Origin of the sequence: Janthinobacterium sp. RA13 (assembly GCF_000745325.1) — a bacterium.
Classification (GTDB): domain Bacteria; phylum Pseudomonadota; class Gammaproteobacteria; order Burkholderiales; family Burkholderiaceae_D; genus Janthinobacterium; species Janthinobacterium rivuli.
In genome coordinates, this window is record NZ_JQNP01000001.1 from 675,087 (window position 1) to 701,365 (window position 26,279).

The 26,279-nt window shown below is 65.7% G+C and carries 25 protein-coding genes and 1 pseudogene; 16 read left to right on the forward strand and 10 right to left on the reverse strand.

Annotated features, from left to right (window positions below; genetic code table 11):
- Positions 1-47: 47 nt before the first annotated feature.
- On the reverse strand, positions 48-1,046 hold the full coding sequence (locus FG13_RS02920) for an aldo/keto reductase (RefSeq protein ID WP_035818235.1): 999 nt from the start codon (positions 1,044-1,046) through the stop codon (positions 48-50).
- A gap of 100 nt (positions 1,047-1,146) precedes the next feature.
- Here FG13_RS02920 and FG13_RS02925 point away from each other — a divergent pair, with 100 nt between their 5' ends.
- Positions 1,147-2,034 carry a LysR family transcriptional regulator gene (locus FG13_RS02925; protein ID WP_327062273.1) on the forward strand — a complete coding sequence of 296 codons (888 nt, stop codon included), beginning with the start codon at positions 1,147-1,149 and terminating at the stop codon, positions 2,032-2,034.
- On the opposite strand, the gene FG13_RS02930 is transcribed toward FG13_RS02925, so the two are convergent.
- Positions 2,035-3,120 carry an ATP-binding protein gene (locus FG13_RS02930; protein ID WP_035818237.1) on the reverse strand — a complete coding sequence of 362 codons (1,086 nt, stop codon included), beginning with the start codon at positions 3,118-3,120 and terminating at the stop codon, positions 2,035-2,037. It abuts the gene before it with no gap.
- Positions 3,120-3,869, reverse strand: a complete 750-nt coding sequence (locus FG13_RS02935; RefSeq protein ID WP_035818239.1) for a response regulator — start codon at positions 3,867-3,869, stop codon at positions 3,120-3,122. The genes FG13_RS02930 and FG13_RS02935 overlap by 1 nt, the downstream gene beginning before the upstream one ends.
- A gap of 134 nt (positions 3,870-4,003) precedes the next feature.
- On the opposite strand from FG13_RS02935, the gene FG13_RS02940 reads away from it, so the two are divergent.
- Genes FG13_RS02940 through FG13_RS02950 form a run of 3 tightly spaced genes read left to right on the forward strand, consistent with a single transcriptional unit; the run spans position 4,004 to position 9,714 of the window.
- A complete protein-coding gene (locus FG13_RS02940; RefSeq protein WP_051958415.1) occupies positions 4,004-5,170 on the forward strand; it encodes an efflux RND transporter periplasmic adaptor subunit in 1,167 nt (388 codons plus the stop codon).
- 33 nt (positions 5,171-5,203) lie between these two features.
- Entirely contained in the window at positions 5,204-8,350 is a 3,147-nt protein-coding gene (locus tag FG13_RS02945; protein ID WP_035818241.1) for an efflux RND transporter permease subunit, read from the forward strand.
- Entirely contained in the window at positions 8,350-9,714 is a 1,365-nt protein-coding gene (locus FG13_RS02950; RefSeq protein WP_035818244.1) for an efflux transporter outer membrane subunit, read from the forward strand. The genes FG13_RS02945 and FG13_RS02950 overlap by 1 nt, the downstream gene beginning before the upstream one ends.
- A gap of 24 nt (positions 9,715-9,738) precedes the next feature.
- Here the strand turns inward: FG13_RS02950 and FG13_RS02955 are convergent, their stop codons facing one another.
- Positions 9,739-10,014 (reverse strand): DUF6150 family protein, encoded by a 276-nt coding sequence (locus FG13_RS02955; protein WP_035818247.1) that lies wholly within the window; start codon positions 10,012-10,014, stop codon positions 9,739-9,741.
- Between the two features lie 195 nt (positions 10,015-10,209).
- Between FG13_RS02955 and FG13_RS02960 the strand changes: the two genes are divergently transcribed.
- The 8 genes and pseudogenes from FG13_RS02960 to FG13_RS30770 all read left to right on the forward strand — a co-directional run bounded on the left by FG13_RS02960 (position 10,210) and on the right by FG13_RS30770 (position 17,218).
- Positions 10,210-11,859 (forward strand): DUF4394 domain-containing protein, encoded by a 1,650-nt coding sequence (locus tag FG13_RS02960; protein WP_035818250.1) that lies wholly within the window; start codon positions 10,210-10,212, stop codon positions 11,857-11,859.
- A gap of 113 nt (positions 11,860-11,972) precedes the next feature.
- Positions 11,973-13,253, forward strand: a complete 1,281-nt coding sequence (locus tag FG13_RS02965; RefSeq protein WP_035818253.1) for an arsenic transporter — start codon at positions 11,973-11,975, stop codon at positions 13,251-13,253.
- Between the two features lie 59 nt (positions 13,254-13,312).
- Entirely contained in the window at positions 13,313-13,897 is a 585-nt protein-coding gene (locus FG13_RS02970) for a TetR/AcrR family transcriptional regulator (RefSeq protein ID WP_200880243.1), read from the forward strand.
- 72 nt (positions 13,898-13,969) lie between these two features.
- Positions 13,970-15,070, forward strand: a complete 1,101-nt coding sequence (locus FG13_RS02975) for an alkene reductase (RefSeq protein ID WP_035818259.1) — start codon at positions 13,970-13,972, stop codon at positions 15,068-15,070.
- 28 nt (positions 15,071-15,098) lie between these two features.
- Positions 15,099-15,482 (forward strand): nuclear transport factor 2 family protein, encoded by a 384-nt coding sequence (locus tag FG13_RS02980; protein ID WP_035818261.1) that lies wholly within the window; start codon positions 15,099-15,101, stop codon positions 15,480-15,482.
- A gap of 39 nt (positions 15,483-15,521) precedes the next feature.
- Entirely contained in the window at positions 15,522-16,151 is a 630-nt protein-coding gene (locus tag FG13_RS02985; protein ID WP_035818263.1) for an NAD-dependent dehydratase, read from the forward strand.
- 47 nt (positions 16,152-16,198) lie between these two features.
- Positions 16,199-16,615, forward strand: a pseudogene (locus FG13_RS30765) (GNAT family N-acetyltransferase); the annotation flags it as partial.
- A gap of 9 nt (positions 16,616-16,624) precedes the next feature.
- Positions 16,625-17,218: a flavin reductase family protein gene (locus tag FG13_RS30770; RefSeq protein ID WP_035826983.1), complete on the forward strand. Its 594-nt coding sequence runs from the start codon at positions 16,625-16,627 to the stop codon at positions 17,216-17,218.
- Here the strand turns inward: FG13_RS30770 and FG13_RS02995 are convergent, their stop codons facing one another.
- From FG13_RS02995 to FG13_RS03015, 5 genes are all read right to left on the reverse strand, one after another.
- Positions 17,219-18,145, reverse strand: a complete 927-nt coding sequence (locus FG13_RS02995) for a DUF2145 domain-containing protein (protein WP_235211648.1) — start codon at positions 18,143-18,145, stop codon at positions 17,219-17,221.
- The gene (locus FG13_RS03000) at positions 18,142-18,573 is read right to left on the reverse strand and encodes a hypothetical protein (RefSeq protein WP_034788152.1); all 432 of its coding nucleotides are present in this window, start codon (positions 18,571-18,573) and stop codon (positions 18,142-18,144) included. Before FG13_RS03000 ends, FG13_RS02995 begins: the two co-directional genes overlap by 4 nt.
- Before the next feature lie 92 nt (positions 18,574-18,665).
- Positions 18,666-19,532: an HDOD domain-containing protein gene (locus FG13_RS03005; RefSeq protein ID WP_225241008.1), complete on the reverse strand. Its 867-nt coding sequence runs from the start codon at positions 19,530-19,532 to the stop codon at positions 18,666-18,668.
- Between the two features lie 56 nt (positions 19,533-19,588).
- A complete protein-coding gene (locus tag FG13_RS03010) occupies positions 19,589-20,686 on the reverse strand; it encodes an acyl-coA dehydrogenase-like protein (protein ID WP_035818267.1) in 1,098 nt (365 codons plus the stop codon).
- Between the two features lie 74 nt (positions 20,687-20,760).
- The gene (locus FG13_RS03015) at positions 20,761-21,546 is read right to left on the reverse strand and encodes an AraC family transcriptional regulator (RefSeq protein ID WP_035818269.1); all 786 of its coding nucleotides are present in this window, start codon (positions 21,544-21,546) and stop codon (positions 20,761-20,763) included.
- 109 nt (positions 21,547-21,655) lie between these two features.
- Between FG13_RS03015 and FG13_RS03020 the strand changes: the two genes are divergently transcribed.
- The 3 genes from FG13_RS03020 (at position 21,656) to panB (ending at position 23,932) form a co-directional block, all read left to right on the forward strand.
- Positions 21,656-22,555, forward strand: a complete 900-nt coding sequence (locus FG13_RS03020; protein WP_327062274.1) for a DMT family transporter — start codon at positions 21,656-21,658, stop codon at positions 22,553-22,555.
- Between the two features lie 83 nt (positions 22,556-22,638).
- Positions 22,639-23,085 (forward strand): PaaI family thioesterase, encoded by a 447-nt coding sequence (locus tag FG13_RS03025; protein ID WP_035818271.1) that lies wholly within the window; start codon positions 22,639-22,641, stop codon positions 23,083-23,085.
- Positions 23,086-23,104: 19 nt separating this feature from the next.
- Positions 23,105-23,932, forward strand: coding sequence for a 3-methyl-2-oxobutanoate hydroxymethyltransferase (gene panB, locus FG13_RS03030; protein WP_051958419.1), 828 nt, complete (start codon positions 23,105-23,107; stop codon positions 23,930-23,932).
- Here panB and gstA read toward each other — a convergent pair.
- Entirely contained in the window at positions 23,929-24,543 is a 615-nt protein-coding gene (gene gstA, locus FG13_RS03035; RefSeq protein WP_035818274.1) for a glutathione transferase GstA, read from the reverse strand. The two genes, panB and gstA, sit on opposite strands and share 4 nt — an antisense overlap.
- Before the next feature lie 570 nt (positions 24,544-25,113).
- Between gstA and FG13_RS03040 the strand changes: the two genes are divergently transcribed.
- Positions 25,114-26,238: a fimbrial protein gene (locus tag FG13_RS03040; protein WP_035818276.1), complete on the forward strand. Its 1,125-nt coding sequence runs from the start codon at positions 25,114-25,116 to the stop codon at positions 26,236-26,238.
- Positions 26,239-26,279 lie beyond the last annotated feature (41 nt).

Here is a 26,279-nt window from a genome sequence, read left to right on the forward strand (position 1 = left end):
TGCGCTGGACAAAAAAGTACCGGTATAGCGCACTCATGCGCGGTTGTCTACAGGCCAAGCATGGCAAGCTCATGTTGCGGGTAGCGGGCGCCCTGCACGGCAGCGGGCGTGATGGCGGCGCCGATGGCGGCCAGCTCGGTGTCGCTCAGAAATATCTGCGCGGCGGCCACGTTCTCTTCGAGGTGCGCCAGGCTGCGGGCGCCTGGTATCGGCACGATGTCAGTACCTTGCGCCAGCAACCAGGCCAGCGCCAGCTGGGCCGCCGTGGCGCCGCGCGCGGCCGCCAGGCGCTGCAGTTCGGCAACGAGATGGGCATTGGCGGCCATCGCGGGCGGCTGGAAGCGGGGCAGGCTGTGGCGGTAGTCGTCGGGCGCCAGTGCGGCGCTGGAAGTTAGCTGGCCCGTCAAAAATCCCCGGCCCAGCGGGCTGTAGGGCACGAAGCCGATGCCAAGCATGCCGCAGGCGGGCAGCACCTCGGCTTCCACGTCGCGGCTCCACAGCGAATACTCGGACTGCACCGCCGCGATCGGGTGCACTGCGTGGGCGCGGCGCAGGGTGGCGGCCGACACTTCCGACAGTCCCAGGTGACGCACCTTGCCCGCCCGCACCAGCTCCGCCATGGCGCCCACCACGTCTTCGATGGGCACGGCGGGATCTACGCGGTGCTGGTACAGCAAGTCGATGCATTCGATGCCGAGCCTGGACAGCGACGCTTCCACCGCCTGGCGAATATGCTCGGGGCGGCTGTCGACACCGGCCATGCGTTCCACGCCTGTGCCGTGGGGCAATATCCTGAAGCCGAACTTGGTGGCGATGTGGACCTTGCCGCGCAATTGCTTCAGGGCGCGGCCTACCAGTTCCTCATTGGCGTAGGGGCCGTAGACTTCCGCCGTGTCGATCAGGGTCACGCCCAGTTCCACGGCGCGGTGCAGCACGCGCAGCGAGCTGGTCTCGTCCGCGCCGCCGTAGGCAAAGCTCATGCCCATGCAGCCCAGGCCGATGGGGGCGACGCGCAAGCCGGAGTTGCCCAGTGTTCTGTGTTCCATTTTTCACTCCTCTTCAAAAAAAGATGCAAGGAGTATGGGTGAAGCAACAGCATGCGATAAGATGGTTAATCCTGCATGTATTGCTGAATGAAACTCATGAATGATGGCTGATCTGAACGAATTGGCGGCCTTTGCGGCCGTCGCCCGCCTGCGCAGCTTTCGCAAGGCGGCCCTGGAAAGGGGCGTGTCCGCCTCCGCCCTCAGCCATGCGCTGCGCGCGCTGGAAGAGCGACTGGGCGTGCGCCTGCTGAACCGCACCACGCGCAGCGTCACGCCGACCGCGGCGGGGCAGATGCTGCTGGCGCGGCTGGCGCCGGCCATGCGCGAAATTGATGATGCCTTGCTGGACTTGAGCACCTTGCAGGATGTGCCCACAGGCAAGCTGCGCCTGAACGTGCCCCGTCCGGCCGCGCGCCTGCTGCTGGCGCCCATGCTGGCCAGTTTTGTCGCCCGTTATCCGCGCGTACAGGTGGAACTGGTCACCGATGACGGCATGATCGATATCGTGCGCGACGGTTTTGACGCGGGCATCCGCTTCGGCGAGCAGGTGGCGGCCGACATGATCGCCGTGCCCGTGGGCGCGCCGCAACCGTTCGTGGTGGTGGGCTCGCCCGCCTACCTGGCGGCGCATGGAGCGCCAAGCACGCCGCGCGGCTTGCTGGAACACGCCTGCATAGGCCGGCGTTTCCCCAGCGGGCGCCAGTATGCGTGGGAGTTCGGGCAGGACGGGGAGGGTGTCAGCATCGCCGTCGGCGGGCCGCTGGTGTTCGACGATGATGAATTGATGCTGTACGCGGCGCGCGATGGCGCGGGGCTGGCCTACGTGTACGAAGCCGATGCGCGTGCCGATATCGCGGCAGGGCGCCTGGCGTGCGTGCTGGAGCACTGCATGCCGCCGCCGTCGCGCTACTTCCTGTATTACCCGAGCCGGCGGCAGATGCCGGCCGTGCTGCGCGCCTTTGTCGACATGCTGCGCGCGCCGGCGTAGTCAGCCGGCGGGCGGCGGGGCGGCATGTTCGACCGGCCACTTGACGGTAAACACGCTGCCGCCCGCCTTGCCACGCGTGCAGACGGCGCTGCCGCCATGCGCGCGCGCGATGGCTTCAACCACGGCCAGTCCCAGGCCGCTGCCCGCGTTCAGGTCGACCCTGGCGCTGTCGCCGCGGCGGAACGCTTCGAACACATGCGGCGCCAGTTCCTCTGCAATGCCGGGACCCGCATCCTCGACGCTCAGGTAGTACTGGCCGGCCTGCACGCGGGTGCGCACGCGCAGCAGGCCCGGATGCGCATAGCGGCGCGCGTTGTCGAGCAGGGCCAGCACGATTTGCCGGATGCGCGCCGCGTCGCAGCAGACGGGATGGTCGGACAGGTGCAGTTGCAACGTAAAGCCCGCCGCTTCCATCTCTTGCGCCAGCAGGCGGCGCACTTCGCCGATTTCCAGGGTCAGGTCCGTCCACGCCATGCGCAGCTGCATGTGGCCGCTGTCGGCCAGGCTCAGGGTGCGCAAGTCCTCGATCAGGCGGCCCAGGTCCTCGACTTGCGCCAGCAGGCTGGAAAACGGCACTTCCTCGGGCTTGAAGACGCCATCGACGACGCCTTGCAAGGTGCCGCGCAGGATGGTCACGGGCGTGCGCAATTCGTGCGCGATGGCCGCGTTCCACGTTTCACTTTCCTTGGCGCCCCGCTGCAGGCGCTCGGCCATGCTGTTGAAATCGTCGACTAGCATGGCCGTCTCGCCCAGGCTGCGGTCGCCGGCGAAGGCGCGCGCGGACAGGTCGCCATGCGCCACGCGGCGCACGCTGTCCATCACGGAATTGATCGGTTTGAGGATGCGCGAAGCGAGCTTGAGGGCGAAAAACGCGGCCAGGCCCAGGCCAAAGATGGTGATGGCGAAAATCCACAGCCATTCGACGGTGCTGGGCGACCAGTCGTCCGGCTCGGACAGCATGCCGGGATCGATCTTGAAGGCGATGGCAAAGAAGGTCCAGGAACCGATCCAGATGATCAGGATGCTGCTGACCATCAGCACGGACATCGACAGGATGATTTGCCGGTTCAAGCCTGTGAAGCGCATCAGAGATCGCTTTCCAGGCGGTAGCCCACGCCGCGCAGGCTGGCCGGCATGTTCAGCACGCCCGCTTCCTCCAGCTTCTTGCGCAGCTTGCTGACGTGGCTATCCACCGTGCGTTCCATCGAATTGCTCTCGGGCATGCACGACTCGAGCAATTCCAGGCGGCTGCAGACGCGGCGCGGCGTGCGCGCCAGGTGGGCCAGCAGGCGAAATTCCGTCAACGTCAGGGTCAAGGGCACGGACGCGCCTTCGCGCAGCACGCTGGCCACATAGGTTTCCTGGTCGATGTCGATGGGGCCGCAGCGCAGGCGCTGGCCGCCCACCGGGTGGTGGCGCACGCGCGAGCGGCGCAGCACGGCCGCCACGCGCGCCACCACTTCGGCCGGATTGAAGGGTTTGATGATGTAGTCGTCGGCGCCCACGCGCAGGGCAGCCAGCTTGTCGGCATCCTGGTCGCGGGCTGTGAGCATGATGACGGGCGTTTCGCCGCGCCGCCGCACTTCCGCCAGCACGCCCCAGCCATCGACACGGGGCATTTGCACGTCGAGCAGCAGCAGGTCCGGCGCCAGCGCCAGGTGCTGCTGCAGCGCTTCCTGGCCATCGTGCGCAAAGGCCGTGCGGTAGCCGTCGCGCTCCAGGTAGCCGGCGAGGATGCGGGCGATTTGCGGTTCATCTTCGGCGATCAGGACGAGGGCGGAAGGCGGCGTGGTGGCAAGGAAGGAGGGCTGGCTGGCGCTGTGATGATAGTTCATATAAATAGTCTAGCATTCTTCGCTGTCTCCATCGAATCTCCACATTTCTTTGACGAAACATCCACGCAAGGCTTTTATGCTGCGGCCTATCTGTCGACCGGACCGCCGGTTGGGATCTGCCATAGAGAAAGACCATGCATCCGAGCCATTTCACCAAGAAAAACATGTTGATCGCCGCGGCACTGCTCAGCCTTGCCGCCTGTTCCAAACCCGCGCCGGAAGAAGGCGCCGCGGCGCGCGCCGCCGTCACCGTGCTCAAGCTGCAAGCGGCGCCCGTCGTCCTCAGCGATGAATTGCCGGGCAGGGTGGCCGCCTTCCGCACGGCCGATATCCGCCCGCAGGTGGGCGGCATCGTGCTGCGCCGCCAATTCGAGCAGGGGGCCGAAGTGAAAGCGGGGCAGAAGCTGTTCCAGCTGAACCCGGCCCCATTCCAGGCGGACGTCGATTCGGCCGCCGCCGCCCTGCAGCATGCGGTGGCCACGGCGAAGCGCGCCAGCAGCCAGGCCGACCGATTGAAACCGCTGGTCGAGGCGGACGCCATCAGCCGCCAGGCATATGACGATGCCGTGGCCCAGCGCGAGCAAGCCGTGGCCACCGTGGCGCAGGCGCGGGCCAGCCTGGCGCGCCGCCGCCTGGACCTGGCTTTTGCCAGCATCGAGGCGCCGATTGCCGGGCGCATCGGCTCCGAACTGGTGACGGAAGGCGCGCTCGTGGGCATGGCCGATGCCACGCCGATGGCGCGCATCCAGCAGATCGACAAGGTGTACGTCGACGTGCGCCAGCCGGCCGCCGCGCTGGCCGCGCTGCGGGCCTCAGGTTCGGACAGCAACGGTGGCGCGGACAAGCTGCCCGTGACCATCCTGGGCGCCGACGGCCAGGCGCATCCCGTCACGGGCCGCATCCTGTTCTCGGGCATCAGCGTCGATGCGGGCACGGGCGACGCCGTCATCCGCGTGCTGGTCGACAATCCGCAGCGCCAGCTGCTGCCCGGCATGTTCGTGCGCGCCCGCATCGCCCGCGCCGTGCAGGCAAATGGCGTGCTGTTGCCGCAGCAAGCCGTCTTGCACAGCAGCGGCGGCCAGGCGCAGGCCTGGGTGCTCGATGGCACGAACAAAGCCAGCCTCAAAACGATCGCCGTGGGCGACGTGATCGAGCACCAGTACGTGGTCAACGGCGGCCTGAAGGCCGGCGAAACCGTCGTCATCGAAGGCCAGGAACGTTTGCAGCCGGGCGCCACCGCCGCGCCGCAGCCGTGGAAGCCGGCCGTCGTGGCAACGGCGGCTGCCGCCAAGGCCCGTTGATGCCCACTTTGAATACAATGAAAGCCTAACGACATGCCTCAATTTTTCATCAACCGCCCCGTTTTTGCGTGGGTGGTGGCGGTCTTCATCGTCCTGTTCGGACTGATCGCCATACCGCAATTGCCGATTGCGCGCTTCCCTTCGGTGGCGCCGCCCAGCGTCAGCATCAGCGCCAACTATCCTGGCGCCACGCCGCAAACCATGAACGATTCCGTGGTGGGCCTGATCGAGCGCGAACTGTCGGGCGTCAAGCACTTGCTGTATTTCGAGTCGTCCACCGACACGTCGGGCTCGGCCTCGATCACCGTCACCTTCCAGCCGGGAACGAATCCGGAAATGGCGCAGGTGGACGTGCAGAACCGCCTGAAGGCCATCGAACCGCGTTTGCCGCAGGCCGTGCGGCAAAACGGCTTGACGGTGGAGTCGGCGTCGTCCGGCTTCCTGATGATCGTCAGCCTGATTTCCGAGAATGGTCAGCACGATGAAGTGGCGCTGGGCGACTACCTGGCGCGCAACGTGACGGAAGAACTGCGCCGCATTCCCGGCGTGGGCAAGGTGCAGCTGTTCGGTTCCGAGCGGGCCATGCGCATCTGGGTCGATCCGGCCAAGCTGGTGTCGTACAACATCGCCATGGGCGAGCTGACGGCCGCCATCGCGCAGCAAAATGCGCAGATCGCGCCGGGCCGCCTGGGCGATTCGCCGGCCGTGCACGGCCAGCGCGTGACCATTCCGCTGACGGTGCAGGGCCAGTTGCAAACGCCGGCGGAATTTGCCGCCATCGTGCTGCGCGCGAATGCGGATGGCTCGAAAGTGACCATCGGCGACGTGGCGAAAGTGTCGCTGGGCGCGCAAAGCTTCAACTTCAGCATCCGCGAAAACGGGCAAGCCGCGTCGGGCGCTGCCATCATGCTGTCGCCCGGTGCCAACGCCGTGCAGACGGCGGCCGCCGTGCGTGCGCGCATGGCCGAACTGGCGCACACCATGCCGGCCGGGATCAAGTATTCGGTACCGTTCGACACGGCGCCGTTCGTGAAAATCTCGATCGAAAAGGTGATCGTCACCCTGCTGGAAGCGATGGTGCTGGTGTTCCTCGTCATGTATCTGTTCCTGCAAAAGATACGCTACACCCTGATTCCCGCCATCGTCGCGCCGATTGCCCTGATGGGCACCTTCACGGTGATGCTGATGGCCGGCTATTCCGTCAACGTGCTGACCATGTTCGGCATGGTGCTGGCCATCGGCATCATCGTCGACGATGCCATCGTGGTGGTGGAAGCCGTCGAGCGCCTGATGGCGACCGAGGGCTTGTCGCCGAAGGAAGCGACGTCGAAAGCCATGCGTGAAATCACGGGGGCGGTAGTGGGCATCACCCTGGTACTGACGGCCGTGTTCATCCCGATGGCGCTGGCCAGCGGCTCCGTCGGTGCGATCTACCGCCAGTTCACCTTGGCCATGGCCGTGTCGATTTTGTTCTCGGCGTTCCTGGCCTTGACCCTGACGCCGGCGCTGTGCGCCACCATGCTCAAACCGATAGGCCCGCACGACCATGACAAGAAGGGCTTCTTCCTGTGGTTCGACCGCCAGTTTGAGCGCATGACGGCCCGCTATGAAAAGGGTGTTGTGGCGATGCTCAAACGCGCCGGCCGCTCGATGGTCGTGTATGGCGCCATCGTCGCGGCGCTGGGCGTGGCCTTCATGCAGCTGCCGTCGGCCTTTTTGCCGGAAGAAGACCAGGGATACTTCATCACCTCGATCCAGCTGCCGTCCGACGCGACGATGGAGCGCACGCTCGATGTCGTCAAACTGTACGAGCAGCACGTGGCCACGCGGCCCGGCATTGAGGTAAATCAATCGATCCTCGGCTTCAGCTTTTCCGGCGCGGGGCCGAACGCGGGCCTGGCGTTCACCATGCTGAAGGACTGGAAACAGCGCAACGGCGCCACGGCGCAGGAAGAAGTGGCACTGGCGCAGGCGGCCATGTCGCAGGCGAAGGAGGGCGTGATCATGAGCCTGATGCCGCCCGCCATCGATGAACTGGGCAATTCTTCCGGCTTTTCCATGCGCCTGCAAGACCGCGCCAACCAGGGTGTCGCTGCCCTGCAGGCGGCGCAGAACCAGCTGCTGGGACTGGCCGCGCAAAGCGGCAAGGTGGCGGGCGTGTATCCGGACGGCTTGCCACCGGGCGCCAGCGTGCGCCTGGACATCGACCGCACCAAGGCGGAAGCGCTGGGCGTGTCGTTTACGGCCATTGCCGACATGCTGACGGCGGCCATGGGTTCGACCTATGTCAACGATTTCCCCAACGCTGGCCGCATGCAGCAGGTGATCATCCAGGCCGATGCGCCGTCGCGCATGCAGTTGAACGACGTGCTGGCCCTGCGCATCCGTAATAACGCGGGCGGCATGGTGGCGCTGGGTGAACTGGTGCGCCCCGTGTGGAGCGAGTCGCCGCTGCAGCTGGTGCGCTACCAGGGTTATCCTGCGGCGCGCATTTCCGGCAGCGCCGCACCGGGCGTATCGAGCGGCGACGCCATGCTGGAAATGGAACGCCTCGTGAAGCAACTGCCACCGGGCTTCGCGCTGGCGTGGACGGGCCAGTCGCTGCAAGAGAAGGAATCGGCGTCGCAAGCACCCATGCTGATGGCGCTGTCGATGCTGGTGGTCTTCCTCGTGCTGGCGGCCCTGTATGAAAGCTGGTCGATTCCCGTCTCCGTGATGCTGGTCGTGCCTTTGGGATTATTGGGCGCCGTGCTGGCCGTGATGTTGCGCGGCATGCCGAACGATGTGTTCTTCAAGGTGGGCATGATCACGATCATCGGCCTGTCGGCGAAGAACGCCATTTTGATCGTCGAATATGCGCGCCAGCTGCAGGCGCAAGGGCGTGGACTGGTCGAGGCGACGGTGGAAGCGGCTAGATTGCGTTTGCGCCCGATTTTGATGACGTCACTGGCGTTTGCGCTGGGCGTGGTGCCGCTGATGCTGGCCACGGGCGCCAGCGCCGAGACGCAGCACGCGATCGGCACGGGCGTGTTCGGCGGCATGATCACCGCCACCGTGCTGGCCGTGTTTTTCGTGCCCGTGTTCTTTGTCGTGGTGCTGGGCGCCGTCGACAAGATGGGCGCGTACTTCAACAAACGCAGTAACCGCATCGCCGTCAAGGCGGTGGAAGGAGAGTTGTAATGCGTTTATTCTTTATCACACCCCTGGCCGTGCTGGCCCTGTCGGCGTGTTCCTTGACGCCGCCGCTGGTCAAGCCGGCCGCGCCGATCCCTGCCAGTTATGGCGAACTCGCTGCGCAGGGTAGCGCCGCGGACCTGGGCTGGCGCCAGATGCTGCTCGATGCGCGCCTGCAGCGCCTGGTCGGCATCGCGCTGGAAAACAACCGCGACTTGCGCGTGGCGTCCCTTAACGTGGAAGCCGTGCGGGCCCAGTACCAGATCCAGGATGCGGGCCGCACTCCGGCCATCGGCGCGAATGCGGGTGGCGTGCGCCAGCGCGGCGCCGATGCGGTGACGCAAAATCAGTTCACTGCGGGCATCGCCATGAGCGCGTTCGAGATCGACCTGTTCGGCCGCCTGCGCTCGCTGTCCGATGCCGCCTTTGCCCGTTACCTGGCCACCCAGCAGGGTCAGCGGGCCGCGCACATGGCCCTGATCGGCGCCGTGGCCGACGCTTATCTGGAACAGCGCCTGGCCGAGGAACAGCTGGCGCTGGCGCGGCAAACCCTGCTTGACTGGCGCCAGGCCCTGGTGCTGACTCAGCGCCTGCATGGCGCGCAGCAGGGCAGTGGCCTTGACGTGGCGCAAGCCGAAGGGCAGGCCGCCACGGCGGAAGCGGACGTGCAGGCGCGTGAACGGGCCAGTCTACTTTCGCGCAACAACCTGGAATTGCTGCTCGGCGCGCCGCTGCCAACGGACTTGCCGGCAGGCCGGCCGCTCGATGGCCAGCCCGTGCTGACGCAGCTGCCGCCCGGCTTGCCATCGGACTTGCTGGCCCGTCGCCCCGACATCCTGCAGGCCGAATATGCGCTGGTGGCGGCGAATGCGGAAATCGGCGCCGCCCGCGCAGCCTTCTTCCCGCGCCTGTCGCTGACGGCGTCGCTGGGCTTTGCCAGCCCGGAACTGGGTGATTTGTTCCGCGGCAGCGCGCGCAGCTGGTCGTTCGCGCCGCAAGTGACGCAACCGCTGTTCCAGGGCGGCCAGCTGCGCGCGGAACTGCAGCTGTCGCGCCTGCGCAAGGACGTGGCCGTGCTGCAGTACGAACAGGCGATACAGGCGGCGTTCCGCGACGTGCGCGACGGCCTGGCCGGCAGCGCCACGTATGCGCAGCAGATCGCCGCGCAAGAACGCGTGGTGGTGGCGGCGCGGCAGCGTCAGCGGTTGTCGCAGCTGCGCTACGACGCGGGCCAGGACAGCCGTCTGGAATTGCTCGATGCGCAGCGCCAGTCGTATGCGGCGCAGCAAATCCTGCTCGACGCGCGGCGCGACCAGTTCAAGTCGGCCGTGGCCCTGTACAAGGCGCTGGGGGGAGGGCTGGAAGAGTAGCGGCCTTGCGGGCTTGGCGCCTTTCTACGACAGGCAGCCTTTCAGCCGGTGTGGTTTGGTCCAGCCCGCTTCGCTGGCGCTGTCGACAAAACAGATGGCCAGTTGCGCGAAGCCTGGCGAGGTGAAGTACATGCTGGCCGTCGCATCCTGGCGCTCACGGGTGATGAACCACTGCGCGTCGCCATGCGCCAGGCCGTAGCTGGCCGCGCGGTGCACCAGCAAGTCGGCGTTGCCACGCTGCACGATGGCGACCCGTACGTCGGCTTCGCCCATGTTGTTGGTTTGATAGATGCGCGCCACTTTCCTGACCCCGGTTTCAATCGTGCCTGCGACTATACACCGATTAAGTTGTCTAAAGACAACCACCAGCTGCGACGGCAAAACTTTTTTTGCGCCGCTGCATCCAAACGCGCGCATGGCAAGTAGTACAGGGGTGCGCTCGCCGCAAACGCGGCATGAGCGGCACCTTCACTCACTCTTACAGGGGCCACGACCATGCCACATTTGCCAACCTTGCCATACGCCAAGCTGCTGCTCGTTTCCGCCGTCGCCATGTCGCTTTCCGCCTGCGGCGGCGGCAGCGACCATGACGATGTTGTTGTTCCGCCACCGCCACCCGTGGTGGTGCCCGGCGACGTCTTCGTGCTCACCGCCAGTAATAAACTGCTGTCGTTCGACCGCGCCACGCCAGCCACCATCCGCACCACGGTCACCGTCACGGGCTTGCAAGCTGGCGAAAACCTGCTGGGCATCGATTTCCGTCCCGCCGATGGCCAGCTGTACGGCGTCGGCAGCACGGGACGCATCTATACCCTGAATGGCGTGACGGGCGCCGCCACCGTCAAAGCCACCCTGGCGGCCGATGCGGCCGACGCGACGGCGCCTTACACGGCGCTGGCCGGCACGGAGTTCGGCGTCGATTTCAACCCCGTCGCCGACCGCCTGCGCATCGTCAGCAACACGGGGCAAAGCCTGCGCATCAATGTCGATACGGGCGCCACCACGACCGATGGCAATATCAATGGCGGCGCGGCCAATACGGCCATCACGGCGGCCGCCTACAGCAACAGCTTCGCGGGCACGGCCAGCACGACCCTGTTCGTCATCGACGCGGCCAACGCCACCCTGTACACGCAAAATCCGCCGAACAACGGTACCCTGGCCAGCGCCGTGCCGCTGGGCGTGGCAGCCACCGGCGTGGCCGGTTTCGACATCGATGCGCGCACGAATACGGGCTACGCCGTCATGACGGTGGCCGGCGCGCGCAACCTGTACACCCTGAACCTGGCGGCCAGCACGGCACCGGCGACCCTGGTGGCGGCCATCGGCGTGACCGAGGAAGTGCGCGGCATCGCCCTGAAGGCGCCGGCGGCGCCCGTCGCCTACGGTTTGACGGACGACGCCCGCATCGTCACCTTCAAAACGGCCACCCCGAACACGCTGGACGCCAACGTGGCCGTGACGGGCCTGGCGGCGGGCGAGCGCCTGTTGGGTTTTGACATCCGTCCCAAGGATGGCTTGCTGTACGGGATATCGTCGGCGGGACGCATCGTCACCATCGCCCCGGACACGGGCGCCGTCACCGTCAAGGCGACGCTGGCCGCCGATGCGGCGGATGCCACCGCGCCGTACACGGCCATCACCGGCACGGCCTTTGGCGTCGATTTCAACCCCGTCGCCGACCGCCTGCGCGTGATCGGCAACGCGGGACAAAGCCTGCGCATCAATGTCGACACGGGCGCCACCACCACCGACGGCGCCGTCAACCGCGCCGGTGCAACGCCGGCCGTCACGGCCGCCGCCTACAGCAACAGCTTTGCCGGCACGACGGCGACCATGCTGTTCGATATCGACACGGCCAGCGCCAGTCTCGCCTTGCAAAATCCGCCGAACGACGGCACGCTCGTCAACGTCGGCGCGCTTGGCGTGGCCGTGGCGGGTGACGCGGGCTTCGATATCGCGGGTGGCGCCAACGGCCTGGCCCTGGCGGCCTTGCGCACGTCGGCCACGGGACCGAGCTCGCTGTACCGCATCGACCTGGCGACGGGTGCGGCCGTGCTGAGCGGCGGCGCGGCCACGCCGGCCGCTTCCGCCATCGGCAACGGGGCGGTGGGGCTGGTCGATCTCGCCATCGCGCTCAAGTAAGGAAACACGCCGCAGCTTTGCTTCGATTCAATAATTCCAGTATCATGGAATTATTGTTGATATTCAATGGCTGCGGCGCATGGTGCCCGCGATGCCGCAACGAACGGGACCTCATGCTCACCGCTTTCCTCATCTTTCTCGCCACATTAGTCCTCGTCATCTGGCAGCCGCGCGGCCTGGGCATTGGCTGGAGCGCCGTCATCGGCGCTGGTGTCGCCTTGCTGGCCGGCGTGATCCACTGGGGCGACATCCCCGTCGTCTGGCATATCGTGTGGAACGCCACCGGCACGTTTGTTGCCGTGATCATCATCAGTCTGCTGCTCGACGCGGCCGGCTTCTTTGAATGGGCCGCGCTGCACGTGGCGCGTTGGGGCGGCGGCAGCGGACGCAAACTGTTCGTGCTGCTGGTCTTGCTTGGCGCGCTGGTATCCGCCGTGTTCGCCAATGACGGCGCCGCGCTGATCCTGACGCCCATCGTCATCGCCATGCTGCGGGCCCTGAATTTTTCCCCCAAGGCCACCCTGGCCTACGTGATGGCCGCCGGCTTCATCGCGGACACGGCCAGCCTGCCGCTGGTGGTGTCGAACCTGGTGAATATCGTGTCGGCCGATTTCTTCAAGATCGGCTTTGCCGAGTACGCGTCCGTGATGGCGCCAGTCAATGTCGTCGCCGTACTGGCGACCCTGGCGGCCTTGCTGCTCTTTTTCCGCAAGGATATCCCCCGCGACTACGAAGTCGCGCAGCTGAAACGCCCGGACGCCGCCATCCGCGACCTTGCTACCTTCCGCGCCGGCTGGCTGGTGCTGGCGCTGCTGCTGGTGGGATTTTTCTCGCAAGAAGCCTTGGGCGTGCCCATCAGCCTGATCGCCGCCGTGGGCGCGGCGCTGCTGCTGGCCGTGGCCGGCAAGGGCCACGTGATTTCCACGCGCCATGTGCTGCGCCATGCGCCATGGCAGATCGTCGTCTTTTCGCTGGGCATGTACCTGGTCGTGTACGGCTTGCGCAATGCGGGCCTGACGGCTTACCTGACGGGCATGCTGAACCACTTCGCGCAGTACGGCGTGTGGGGCGCGGCCATGGGCACGGGCGTGCTGACGGCCTTATTGTCTTCCGTGATGAACAACCTGCCGACGGTGCTGGTGGGCGCGCTGGCCATCGATCCGACGACGGCGCAAGGGGCAGTGCGCGAAGCGATGATCTACGCGAACGTCATCGGCAGCGATCTGGGCCCGAAGATCACGCCCATCGGCAGCCTGGCCACCTTGCTGTGGCTGCACGTGCTCGACAGCAAGAACATCCACATTTCCTGGGGATACTATTTCCGCGTCGGCATCGTGCTGACCATGCCCGTGCTGCTGGTGACCCTGGCCGCGCTGGCGCTGCGCCTGGGGTGATGGCGGAGCGGGGGATGGTCTACTAGACGACCGGTCAGATTTATTGCTATACTGGCCGCATGAGCAAAAAATCTTCCGCTGACATGCGCCAGCACCTGATCGACATCGCCAAGGCCCTGATGGCCGAGAAGGGCTATACGGCCGTGGGCCTGGCGGAACTGGTGGCGGCGGCCGGCGTGCCGAAAGGCTCGTTCTACTATTATTTCAAGTCGAAGGAAGAGTTTGGGCAAGCCTTGCTCGACGATTACTTCACCACCTATCTGCAGACGGTTGACGCCTTGCTGGACGGCCCGGGCAATGCCCGCGAGCGCCTGCTGGCCTATTTTGACTACTGGAGCGCCACCCAGGCCGGCAGCGCGCCGGAAGGCAAATGCCTGGTGGTCAAGCTGGGCGCCGAAGTGTGCGACCTGTCCGTGGACATGGGCGCCGTGCTGCAGCAGGGTACGGGCGCCATCCTGGAGCGCCTGACGCAGTGTATCGAAGCGGGCCACCTCGACGGTTCCGTGGCGGCGGCGACGCCGGCCCGCGTGCTGGCCGAATCGCTGTACCAGCTGTGGCTGGGCGCTTCCCTGATGGTCAAGGTGGCCAGGAACGGCGGACCGTTCGACGCTGCCATGTCGACCACGCAACGGCTGTTGTCCTAGCCGTTTTTTTTAACCATTAACTAGACGACCGGTCAGTTATTTTGACCTCTCGCACAATATGAAAGCAGTACGATGACCGAACAGCATGAAAGCGATCTATTTTCTCCAGTCGACCTGGGCGCGCTGGCCCTGGCCAACCGCATCGTCATGGCGCCGCTCACGCGCAGCCGCATGGGCGACGATGGCGTGCCGAACGCCATGCACGCCGAGTACTATGCCCAGCGGGCTAGCGCCGGCCTGATCATCAGCGAGGCGACGAATATCTCGCCCCAGGCGCGCGGCTATGCGATGACACCGGGCATCTGGACGGACGAGCAGGTGGCGGGCTGGAAGCTGGTGACCGATGCCGTGCATGCGGCCAGTGGCAAGATCGTCTGCCAGCTGTGGCATGTGGGACGCTTTTCGCATACGAGCCTGCAGCCCGGCGGCGCCGCGCCCGTCGCGCCTTCCGCCATCCGGGCCGAGGGCAGCACCTACACGGCCAGCGGCATGCAGCCCGTATCGATGCCGCGCGCGCTGGAAACGCGGGAAATCGCTGGCATCGTGGCCCAGTATGCGCATGCGGCCGCATGCGCGCTGCGCGCCGGTTTCGATGGCGTCGAGGTGCATTCGGCCAATAGCTACCTGCTCGACCAGTTCCTGCGCGATTCCACCAACCGGCGCACGGATGCTTATGGCGGCAGCATCGACAACCGCGCGCGCCTGACCCTGGAAGTGACCGACGCCGTGGTGCAAGTGTGGGGCGCAGCGAGGGTCGGCATCCGTTTGTCGCCCGTCACGCCCGACGCGGGCAACACGCCTGTCGACAGTGACGTGATGGCCACCTATGGCTACCTGATCGAGCAACTGAACCGCCACGCTCTGGCCTACCTGCACTTCGTCGAGGGCGCCACAGCCACCTCGCGCGACGTGCCAGATGGCGTCGATCTCGACGCGCTGCGCGCGCTGTTCACCGGCCCCTACATCGGCAACAACCATTACGATTTGCCGCTGGCGCAGGCGCGCCGCGCGCAAGGCAAGGTCGATGCGGTGGCCTTTGGCCGTCCCTTCATCGCCAACCCGGACCTCGTGGCGCGCCTGCGCCATGGCGTGCCGCTGGCCGTGGCGCCGCGCGCGGCGTATTACGGCGGCGGCGCCGTCGGCTACACCGACTGGCCCGCCAGCCAGTCCTGATTTTTTCACCCACCCCAAGGAGCGCAACATGAACACCACCACTTATGTGCAGGATTACCAGGCCATCGTCGCCGTGCTGAATCAATACAATGCAGGCGGAGCGCAGGCCGACAGCAGCATCATGCGCCCGGCCTTCAGCAGCGAGGCCACCATTTTCGGCGTCGATGGCGACGATCAACTGACGGGCGGGCCCATCGAAGGTCTGTTCGAGATCATCGACAGCGTCTTCCGCCCATCGCCGCAGGCAAAGGCGGCCATTGCGCGCATCGATATCGTGGGCACGGCGGCCAGCGCGCGCGTCGATACGGACGACATCTCGGGCTTCTGCTTCACCGACTTTTTCAATCTGCTCAAGGTGCAGGGCGAGTGGACCATCGTCAGCAAGATCTATCACACGCACGCGGGCGCCTGATACTGTATCGTGTGGCGTCCAGTGTATGCGGGAGAAGGAATGAAACTGATACTGATAGGCGCCACGGGCCTGGTGGGCCGCGAAGTGCTGCGCCTGGCGCTGGCTGATGCGCGCGTCACGGCCATCGTCGCGCCCGTGCGCAAGCCCTTGCCGGCGCATCCCAAGCTCGATGCGCCGCTCGTCGATTTCGACCGCTTGCCGGCGGACGCGCCCTGGTGGCAGGCGGACGCCGTCATCTGCACCTTGGGCACGACCATGAAGGTGGCGGGTACACGGCAGGCGTTCTGGCGGGTCGACCACGACTATCCGCTGGCCGCGGCGCGCCTGGCGCTGGCGGCCGGCACGCGCACGTATGCGCTCAATTCCGCCGCCGGTGCCAACGCCACCTCGCGCTTTTTCTACAACCGCGTCAAGGGCGAGCTGGAACGCGACCTGGAAGCGCTGGGTTTTGGTTCGCTCACGCACGTGCGTCCCGGTCTGATCGGCGGCGAACGCGACGTGGCGCGGGCGGGCGAGGGTGCCGCCTTGCGCCTGCTGCGCGTGCTCGGTCCCGTGCTGCCGCGCCGCTGGCGCATCAATCCCGCGCCACGCATCGCCAGCGCCTTGCTGGCAGCGGCGCTGGCCAGCGCGCCGGGCGTGCACGTCGTCAGCCCGGAGCAGCTGGTTTGAACGCGCCGCCCGTATAATTCCCGATCATCTACTTGCGAGTACAGACAATGCAGACAGTACGTGTTTACCAGGCCGGCGACCGCGACGCCTGCCTGGCCCTTTTTGACGGCAATACGCCGCGCTTTTTCGACCCGTCCGAGCGCGCCAGCTTTGTCGCCTGGCTGGAAAATTCGACACATCCTTATCTGGTCATCGAACGCGACGGACGCGTCGTCGCCTGCGGCGGCCATGCGCTCGATGCGAGCGGCACGGTGGCCAGCCTGTGCTGGGGCATGGTGGCGCGGGATATGCACGGTCAGGGTCTGGGCCGCGTGCTGACGCAGGCGCGCCTGGACGCCATCCGCACCGTGCCGGGCGTGGCCAGGGTGAGCATGAACACCAGCCAGCACACGCAGGCCTTTTATGCGCGCTTCGGCTTTGAACCGGTCAAGGTGACGCCGGACGGCTTCGGGCCCGGCATCGACCAGTGGGACATGCTGCTGTCGCTAAATGAACGGGACCACATCGCCGCCGTGCCACTGGAAAAAGCCTACCGGCTGCTCAATCACGGCCCGTCTATTCTCGTTTCGGCGCGCCATGCGGGCATCGACAACGTGATGGCCGCCGCGTGGGCTTGCGCCCTCGATTTCGCGCCGCCCAAACTGACCGTGGTGCTGGACAAGGCCACGCGCACGCGCGCGCTGGTCGAAGGCAGCGGCAGCTTCGTCATCCAGGTGCCGACGGCGGCGCAGTTGCAGCTCACGCATGCGGTGGGCACGCACAGCCTCGATGCGCAGCCCGATAAACTGGCGCGCGCCGGGGTAGGGCTGTTCCATCGGGAAGGGTTTGATCTGCCGTTCGTGGCCGGATGCTCGGCCTGGCTGGCTTGCCGCCTGCTGCCGGAGCCGCACAACCAGCAGGCATATGATTTGTTCATTGGCGAAGTGGTGGGCGCCTGGGCCGACACGCGCGTGTTCCGCGACGGGCACTGGCATTTCGAGGATGCCGATCCATCGTGGCGCAGCTTGCACTACATCGCCGGCGGGCGCTTTTATGCGATCGGCGAAGCGCTCGACGCGGACAAATGATCAGTCGAGGGCGATGACCCTGTCGTTCGCGCCTGGAATACAGCCGTCGGCGATCGCATCCCAGCCCCGGTGCACCACCACCTGCTTGCCGTCGTGGCAGATTTCCACGCGTTCGCTGGCGGGCAGGCGCTGGCGCGCGAACGCTTCCAGGCTGGCCGGCAGGCTCACTGCCAGCTGCATCGTGCCGATGGCTTCCGGCGGGTGGTCGTCCATGTGCACGAGCGGCACGAAGATCGATCCCAGCATCAGCCAGCGCGCACCCACATCGACGGGGGAGGGCGCATACGGCGCGGCGCGCAGCCAGTCCTGGGCGCGGGCGCGCAAGTCGCCGCCGGCCGCCAGTTCGCCCCAGGCGGCGGCCAGCATTTCCACCACCCACTGATTGCAGTTCTGGTATTTCAAATTGAAGGCGTACGCGTTGGCGCTGTAGCGGCCCGCCAGCAACTGCTGCACGCGCACGGGGTCGAGCAGGCCGCGGCGCAGGGGCGGCACGGTTTCGGCCGGCAGTTTCACGAGCGAGATGTAGCCGAGTGACGGATTTTCCGTGCCCATGGCGAAACCGGCCGTGCCCTGGTCGAAGATGCGCGGGCGGCCTTCGTCGCAGGCGTAGTACAGCTGGCGCGCGGACCAGCCGCTGTCATTGTCGTGGCGCCAGGCCAGCGCCGCATGCGAATAGCGGATGCCGAAGCGGGCCAGGTCCAGGCCGGAGCGGCTGATCAGGGCCACGCTGCCTTCGCTGGCGGCCAGTTCCTCGCGCACGACGGCGGCAAAGCGCAACAGGCGATCCTGTTCCGTGGCCGTGAGTTCCTGCGCGCGGTCGCAAAAGCGCGAGGAGGCGAGCGAGGTGCCCGCCTGCGCCGCGCCGGCGCCGACGATGGCGCAAACGCCCAGCAGCAGCGCCGGGCGGTGCAGGAGAAAACGAATCAAAGGCTGACGGGACGCGTGGCCATTTCGCCGTACCAGTCGTCGGCCAGCACGAGGAAGAAGGCGGCGCGCGTGTCGTTGCGCGAGAATTCGATGCCGTAGGCGCGGTTTTGCGCATGCACCACGTCGCCCTGCGCCAGTTGCTGCTTGTCGAGCGCCGCTTGCGGCAAGTCCAGCACCAGCGGCGTCGCCGTGGCGTCGGCCTGCATGGTCAGGCGCGTCATGCCATCGCGGCCCGGCACGGCGGCCACGTCGATGATGCGGTAGGGGCCATTGGCCACCTTGTTGTCGCGCGAGGAGCTGTTGCTCGAACCGTTGAGCGAATCGGAAATGCTGCCGCTCGACTGGGAACCGGCGCTGGAGGCCGAGGAAACGAAGCTGTCGGCGTTGGCGTTGCACGCCATGGTCAGAGCTGCGGCCAGGCCGAGCATGCGTAAGGAGGTAGTCAAGGCAGTTTTCCAGTGGACGTCAATGAAAGCAAGCCGGATCCATTCCGGCCTGCGCAATCATAGCAGATAGGCCATCAGCTGAGCAGTACCTCGATCAGGCCCTTCGCTTCGGCCGACGGTTGCGTGCGCAGCGCCTGCAGCACGGGATCATTTTCCAGGTAGGCTTGCAGCGGTGCGCTGATGGTGATGCCGGCCTGCGGCAGCGGCGAAGGCACGGGCGCCAGCGCCTTGGCCAGCAGCAGGGTGTCGCGCAAGCCCTCGGGCGGCAGCATGATGGTCGAGCCGGGCAAGGTATTGACGGCATCGGCTACCTGCAGCGGCACGCCCAGCTGGCGCATCAGCGCGCGGCCGATCACTTCCAGGGCGGACGCCATCTGCGTTTCCAGGTGGGCGTACAGGCCCGGGGTCTTGTCGGCCTGGGCCAGCAAATAAAAGCCGGCCACTTCATGCACGATGCCGGCGAACAGGGCCGTATCGGCATCCGTGTGCGTGACGGCGCCTGCCAGGCCATGCGCCAGCGCCGCCACGTGCACGGTGTGCGCCCACAGCTGGGTGGCGCGGGCGCGCAAGGCTTCGTCGCGGATGCCCGCGTTCAGCTGGCGGATGACGGCCGCCGTCGCCAGCGCATACAGGTTGCGGTGGCCCAGCCGCTCGACGGCGGCGCGCACGCTGGTGATGGCGGGCGACTGGCCGGGCGCAAACAGGGCCGAATTGGCCAGCGCCACGGCGCGCGCCGACAAGGTCGGTTCGCACAGCAGCAGCCGGCTGATGTCGGCCGAGTGGCAATCGGGATTGGCCAGTTCCTTTTGCAGGAGCAGGGCCGTATTGATGCTTGTGGGAAAGGCCAGGGTTTCCGTTTCGGCGCTGGCCAAAAGTTGCGCCAGGCTGCTGAGCGTGTTGACGTGCATGGGTAGGGGAGCGGGAAGTAGCAATGCTCCCATAGTATCAGGCAATCCGGCCTGCATGGCGCCCGGCAGCCTTTTCAGCCATGCGCCTGTCAGGGCAGCAGCAATGCATGCTGGCCGGCCGTATGAAAGTCGCGCCAGACGCGGTTGATGGTGCTGTCTTCGCGGGCCGCGTACAGGCCGCAATACGGATACAGGCCATCGACTGCCGCGCGGCACACGGCGACCAGCTCCAGAGAGCGCTCTTGCACGGCCAGCATGGCGTCCGCGTCAAGCGCCGCGCCACCCGCCACCTGCGCCCAGCTGTCGTCCAGCACGGCGTAAAAACGGGTGCGTGCGGCAATAAAAGCGTCTTTCTTGCCCTGCAGCATGGCCGCCACCTCCGGTACCTCCAGCAGCGGCAAGCCTGCGCGCGCGTGGCGGCGGTGGCGCATGCATTCTTCGGCCAGTTGCATGAAGTGCGCGGCCATGCCGGCCACGTTGGCGGCCAGGGTCACGTAGGCGAGTGAATAGAAAGGGTAGCGGTACAGGGGGCCGCCGGCCGTCGCGGCGCTGGCGTCGATGGTGAAACCGTGTTCCTTGGCAATCCACTGGCCGTCGATCCGATAACTGTGCGAGGCGCTGGCGCGCATGCCGATGCTGGTCCACGAGGGCACCAGTTGCACCAGCGCGGCGGGCACGAGGAAGGCGCGGATGCGCGGCTTGCCATCTGCATCGAGCAGCGGCTGGCCATCGCGCTGCAGCCGGGCGTTCAGGGTGAAGTGGGTCGCCATGGGCGCGCCGCTGGCGTAGTCCCAGCTGCCCGTGATGCGGTAGCCGTCGCCTTCTTCCTCCGCGTAGCCGGTGGCCGCGCCGCTGCCGCCCAGGCAGACCCGCGGCGTGCCGATGATGGCCTGCGCCAGCTCAGGTTCCAGGAAACCCGCGAACCAGCCCGCGCCCGCGCACAGGGTCAGCACCCAGCCCATGCTGCCATCGACGGCGGCCACGGCTTCTTCCAGGCGCACCACTTGCGGCAAGGGCAGCTCGGCGCCGCCCGCGCTGCGCGGCGCCAGCATCGTCAGCCAGCCGCGCCGGTGCAGCAAGGCTTGCTGCACCGGATGCAGGAAGCGGGCCGCATCAGCCACTTGGGCGTGGCGGGCGATGCGGCGTGCGTCGCGTTCGAAAAGGAGATCAATGGCAGCGTGCGGCATGGGCAAAGTCCGTCTATGGCAGAGGCGGGCATTTTCGCACAGCGCGCACGCTTGCGGGGGGGCGGCGGGTTTGGCTAGGCAGTGCGCCGCCGGTACTCGTCCGGCGTCTCGCCCGTCACCTTGCGGAACATGGTGATGAAGGCCGAGGAGCTGGCATACGCGAGGTCGAATGCGATGCTTTCGACTGTCTGGCCCGCTTCCAGCATGGCCATGGCCTTGATGACGCGCAGGCGCGCGCGCCATTGGGCAAAGCTCATGCCCAGGTCGCGCTGGCAGCGGCGCATCAGGGTGCGCTCGGTGGTGTTGACGGCCTGCGCCAGCGCGGCCAGCGGGCGGTGGTCGCCGGGGTTGCTGTCGAGCATGGCCAATACCTTGCCCAGCATGGGGTCATCCGAGCTGGGCAGGTAACTGCCCACGGGCGTGGCGCGTGCCAACTGGTCCAGCAAGACATGCAAGAGGCGCTCTTCATGGATAGTCTGCGGCAAGCCGGGCGGGTGCGCGTGCAAGTGCTCGTGCATGGCGCGCACGAAGGGCGTGACGGCCAGTGCGCATGGCGCGGCGGGTAGCTCCCGGCACAGTGCTTCACTCACATACAGCGAGCTGTGGAAGGCGGGATGGCGATTTTGTCCCGTATGCGCCACGCGCGGCGGCAGCCAGATGCCGTACTGGGGCGGCACCAGGTAGTGTTTTTCTGCCACCAGCACCTCCACCACGCCACCAAGCGCATACACGAATTCGCCCCAGGAGTGGCTGTGGCTGGGATACATGGCCGCAGCGGGCATGGCGGCGCTGCGAAAGCAGATGGGGGCGGGCAAGACGCCGCTGTAGGGTGCTGTCAGCAAGTGTCTGGTAGTGGACATGGGAATGTTTGCAGGTGGCTGTATTGCGCGAGGTACTGTCGGATTCTCACTATATCAAGAAAAGCCGCACCCTTCATACTAGCCGCTCCGGATTAGCTGAGGGAATACTGTGGAAACGCGCAAGGCAATGGATGGGCAGGCGGTGGTCGTCATGACCCTGCTGTGCCTCGTATGGAGTTTGCAGCAGGTGGGTATCAAGGCGGTGGCGCATGACATGGCGCCGGTGCTGCAGATCGCGCTGCGTTCGGGCTTGGCCGCCATGCTGGTGATACTGCTGATGCTGGCGCGCCGCGAAAATCTGGGGCCGGCGCGCGCCGCCTGGCGCCCTGGCTTGCTGGCCGGCAGCCTGTTTGCGCTCGAATACCTACTGCTGGGGGCTGGATTGCAATATACGAGCGCGGCGCATGCCGTGGTGTTTCTCTACACGGGGCCGCTCTTCGTGGCGCTGGGCCTGCATTTCAGGCTGGCGTCGGAGCGCCTGGCTCCGCCACAATGGGCCGGCGTGGCGCTGGCCTTTACCGGCATCGTCGTCGCCTTTGTGCCTGGCGCTGCGCCAGCGGGCGCGCCGGCCGACCCGCGCGGCTTGCTGGGCGATCTGCTGTGCCTGGCCGCTGGCGCGGCCTGGGGCGCGACGACCCTGGTGGTGCGCTGTTCGCGCCTGGCGCAGGTGCCGGTCACGCAGGTGGTGCTGTACCAGTTGACGGCGGGCTGCGTGCTGCTGCTGGGCGCGGCTGCAATGCTGGGTCAGCTGGCCTTCGCGGCCACGCCCCTGGTGATCGGCAACCTGGTGTTCCAGTCCCTGGTCGTCTCGTTTGCCAGCCTGCTGGCGTGGTTTCATTTGCTGCGCCGCTATCTGGCGTCGCGCCTGGGTATTTTTTCCTTCCTGACGCCGCTGTTCGGCGTGCTGCTGGCGCCATGTTGCTGGACGAACACGTATCGACGGCTTTTCTCATCGGCGCGGCGCTGGTGCTGGCCGGCATCGTGCTGGTCAGTGCAAGCGGTCCGCTGACGCTGCGGTTCGCGGCGCGTCAGAAGCAGGGTAGAGTGGAGCTGTAATCATTTTCCCCAGTTCACTTGAGAAAGCAGTCCACGATGACCCGACTTCCTGACACGCAATTCGCCGATCGCGTCCGCGCCAGTTTTGATTTGCAGAACGCCATGACCTTGATCAAGGCCAGCCTGCCCGTGGTGACGCATGGCAGCACGGAAATCCACGTGCCGCACTGGAGCGGCATCGAGCAGCAGCACGGCTTCGTGCATGGCGGCGTGGTGGGCATGATCGCGGACTCGGCCGCCGGTTATGCGGCCATGACCATGGTGGCTGACGGTGCGTCCGTGCTGACGGTGGAATACAAGATGAACCTGCTGGCGCCCGCCGATGGCGAGAAACTGATCGCGCGTGGCAAGGTGGTGCGTCCGGGACGCACCCTGATCGTTACGCAAGCCGAAGTGTTCGCCGTACGCAATGGCAAGGAAACCCTGTGCGCGCTGATGCAGCAAACCATCATGGTGATGCACGGCAAGTCCGAAAAAACGTAACTTCATGAAATGAGAGAACATGCCCACCCCAGACCACAATGAACACCTGCCGCATAGCAAACCGTTGACGGCGCCAGCCTTGCTGGCCATGCGCGATGGGGGGCAAAAAATTGCCGCACTGACTTGTTATGACGCCAGTTTCGCCACCCTGAAGAACGCTTGCGGCGTGGAACTGTTGCTGGTCGGCGATTCGTTGGGGAATGTGTTGCAGGGGCAGGGTACGACTTTGCCCGTCAGCGTGGCCGACATCGCTTATCACACGGCCAGCGTGGCGCGCGGCAACCGCACGGCAGTGCTGGCGGCCGACATGCCGTTCGGCAGCTATGCCACGCCGCAAGTGGCGTATGCCAACGCCGTCCAGCTGATGCAGGCGGGCGCACATATGGTCAAGCTGGAGGGCGGCAGCTGGCTATGCGACACGGTGCGCTTCCTGACCGTACGGGGCATTCCCGTATTCGGCCATCTCGGCCTGACGCCGCAGTCCGTACACCAGCTGGGCGGCTTCAAGGTGCAGGGCAAGACGGCGCAAAGCGCGGCAGTCTTGAAAGCCGACGCGCTGGCCCTGCAGGCGGCTGGCGCCACGCTATTGCTGCTCGAAGCCATCCCGGCCGCGCTGGGCAAGGAAGTGTCGGAACTGCTGGCCATTCCCACCATCGGCATCGGCGCCGGGCCCGATTGTTCGGGTCAGATACTCGTCATGCACGATATGCTCAACGTGTTTCCCGGCAAGAAGGCGCGCTTCGTGCGCGACTTCATGACGGGGCAGGCCAGCATCGGCGGCGCCTTCACGGCCTATGTCGGCGCCGTCAAGGAACGGTCTTTCCCTGCACCGCAACACTGCTTTTAAGACGCCTTGGCCAATCCTTCCGCTTCCCAAGCCGCCTTGACGCTGTCGCGCTGGGCCACTCTTGTCAGGAAGGCTTGCAGATTCGCCAGTGCGGACAAATCCACGCCCACGCCTGGCGCCCAGCCCGTGATGACGAACAGGTAGGCGTCGGCCACCGTGAACGTGTCGCCCGTCAGGTAGTCCTGGCCTTCCAGGCGGCTGTCGACCCATTTGTATTTCTTGCTCAGTTGCTCAATGAACAAGGCCTTGGTGGCGGCGTCGATGCGGGAATCGAACAGGGGGCTGAACGATTTATGCAGTTCGGACGTGATGTAGTTCTGCCACTCCAGCACCTTGTAGCGGGCCAGGTTGCCCACGGGCGGCAGCAGGTCTTGCTTGCCGCTCTGTTCGGCGATGTACTGGGCGATGACGGGGCCTTCGCTCAAGGTCGTGCCATCGTCGAGCGCCAGCAGCGGCACTTGTCCCTTCGGGTTGAGTTCATAGTAATTGCCGCCTTCCTGCGTCCGGTGCTGGCCCAGGTCGACCTTGACCAGGGTGAACGGCGTGCCTGTTTCGCGCAGGAGGATGTGCGGCGCCTGCGAGCAGGCGCCTGGAGAATAAAAGAGTTTCATGGCGATCCTGTCCTTGAAAAGGTGGGGAAGATGCCACTATAGACCTGCGCCGCCGCGCGGTAAACGCGTGTTCGCGCAAGTGGCCGTGCACGCTCGAAGGAGGCTTGCGCTGGCTCAAATGGCCGCCGGCGCCGCATCGGCATCGTTCCAGGCACCAGGCTTTCCAGCTCGCTGCCGGGTATTGCCGGGTTTGCTTGATGGATCAGTTTTATCGCGCAGTTTGCTCAGTTATGGCGCTGGATACTCGACGCCCGGTGTATCCGTTCACCGGAGCATTATTGAAAGCAACGCTGGGCGCATTCCCACATCTGACGGTGACATAGCCATTTTTTGCAATGTATCCGCTTTTCGGAGTGCTCCTATATGGCATGTGCCGTGGGGGCCATACACTTCATCCGCAACAACACAGGAGCGATTTCGGGCATCGATGCTTTCCATCTGAACGCCGGACATTCCTGGTTCGGGGCTGCCACGGAGCAATTGCTGCGCCGCTGGGCGCCCTCGCCAGCGCCATGATTACGTCATGAATCATCAGTAAGTTGCACCAATCAACATATAAAAGGTCGCGTTATGAATATTGGCTCTTTACTCAAATCGGGTCTGGCCGTCGCGCTGCTGTGGGCGGTAGCCGATTCGGCTTTCGCGGTCAACTGCACCTATTCAAATGGGATCCAGCCGGCAATAGGCAACATGCCTTTGCAAGTGTCGGCGATCACCGTCGGGCGCGACGTGCCGGTGGGTACCGAGGTGTATCGCCAGACATTCAAAATGGCCTCCGGCCAGGCAGTGACACCGGATTGCCAGTACGCGCCGTTTCAAATGTTTACCGAGCTGACGGTTGACGCCCGCTTCGGCCTGGCAACCTGGACCAGCGGGATGTATGCCAATAAAGTCTACAGGACCAGTATTCCGGGGTTGGGGGTTGTCATGAATAGTCGGGGCGGTGTGCTGCCAAGACGGACCTCCACGCAACCGAGCACCTGTACGCCGGGCCATCGCTGTCTGATTCCTTTCGAGGTGCCGTCCAATTTTGAACTGATATTGATCAAACTGGGAGACGTGACTCCCGGGGTGTTGACAAACAGCTCATTGCCGACCGTCAGCCTGTACGGCAATTTCGGCGATGCCAGAGTGCTGGGCTTCCAGATGGGCATCACCGGCAGTCTCCAGATCGTCTCGAAGACCTGCAGCACGCCGGATGTCTCGGTGCCCATGGGCACGTATGCACCCAAAGATTTTAGCGGGACCAACAGCGCCACCGGCTGGAAGGATTTTTCCATACGCTTGAATGATTGCCCGGCGTTTCATGGAACAGTGAGCAAGACCGCTGCAAGCTGGGAGTCGCAAAGCGGCAGCTCCCCGGGCGGCACGGGGACACGCGGAACGCGTGAAGTGAACAGCCTGCGCTATCGCATCGATCCCGTTCGCATGGCCATCAACGCAGGCAATGGCGTGCTGAGCCTCGACTCCGCTGCCGACGGGCGTCCTCCCGCCGCTGCCGGCATAGGCCTGCAGATAGCAAACCAGGCCGCTAACGCGATACCGTTGGCCAGCCTGCAGAACAGTGGCCTGACCCTGAGCTCCACCGAACGCAGTTATGTCATCCCGCTGCGCGCGCGCTACTTGCAGACGGGCAGCAAGGTGACGCCAGGTCCGGCAAATGCGTCGGCCACGTTTACGATCAGTTATGATTAACTTGAGGAAACATAGTGTGGGGAACGCAAGCCTCGAAACGG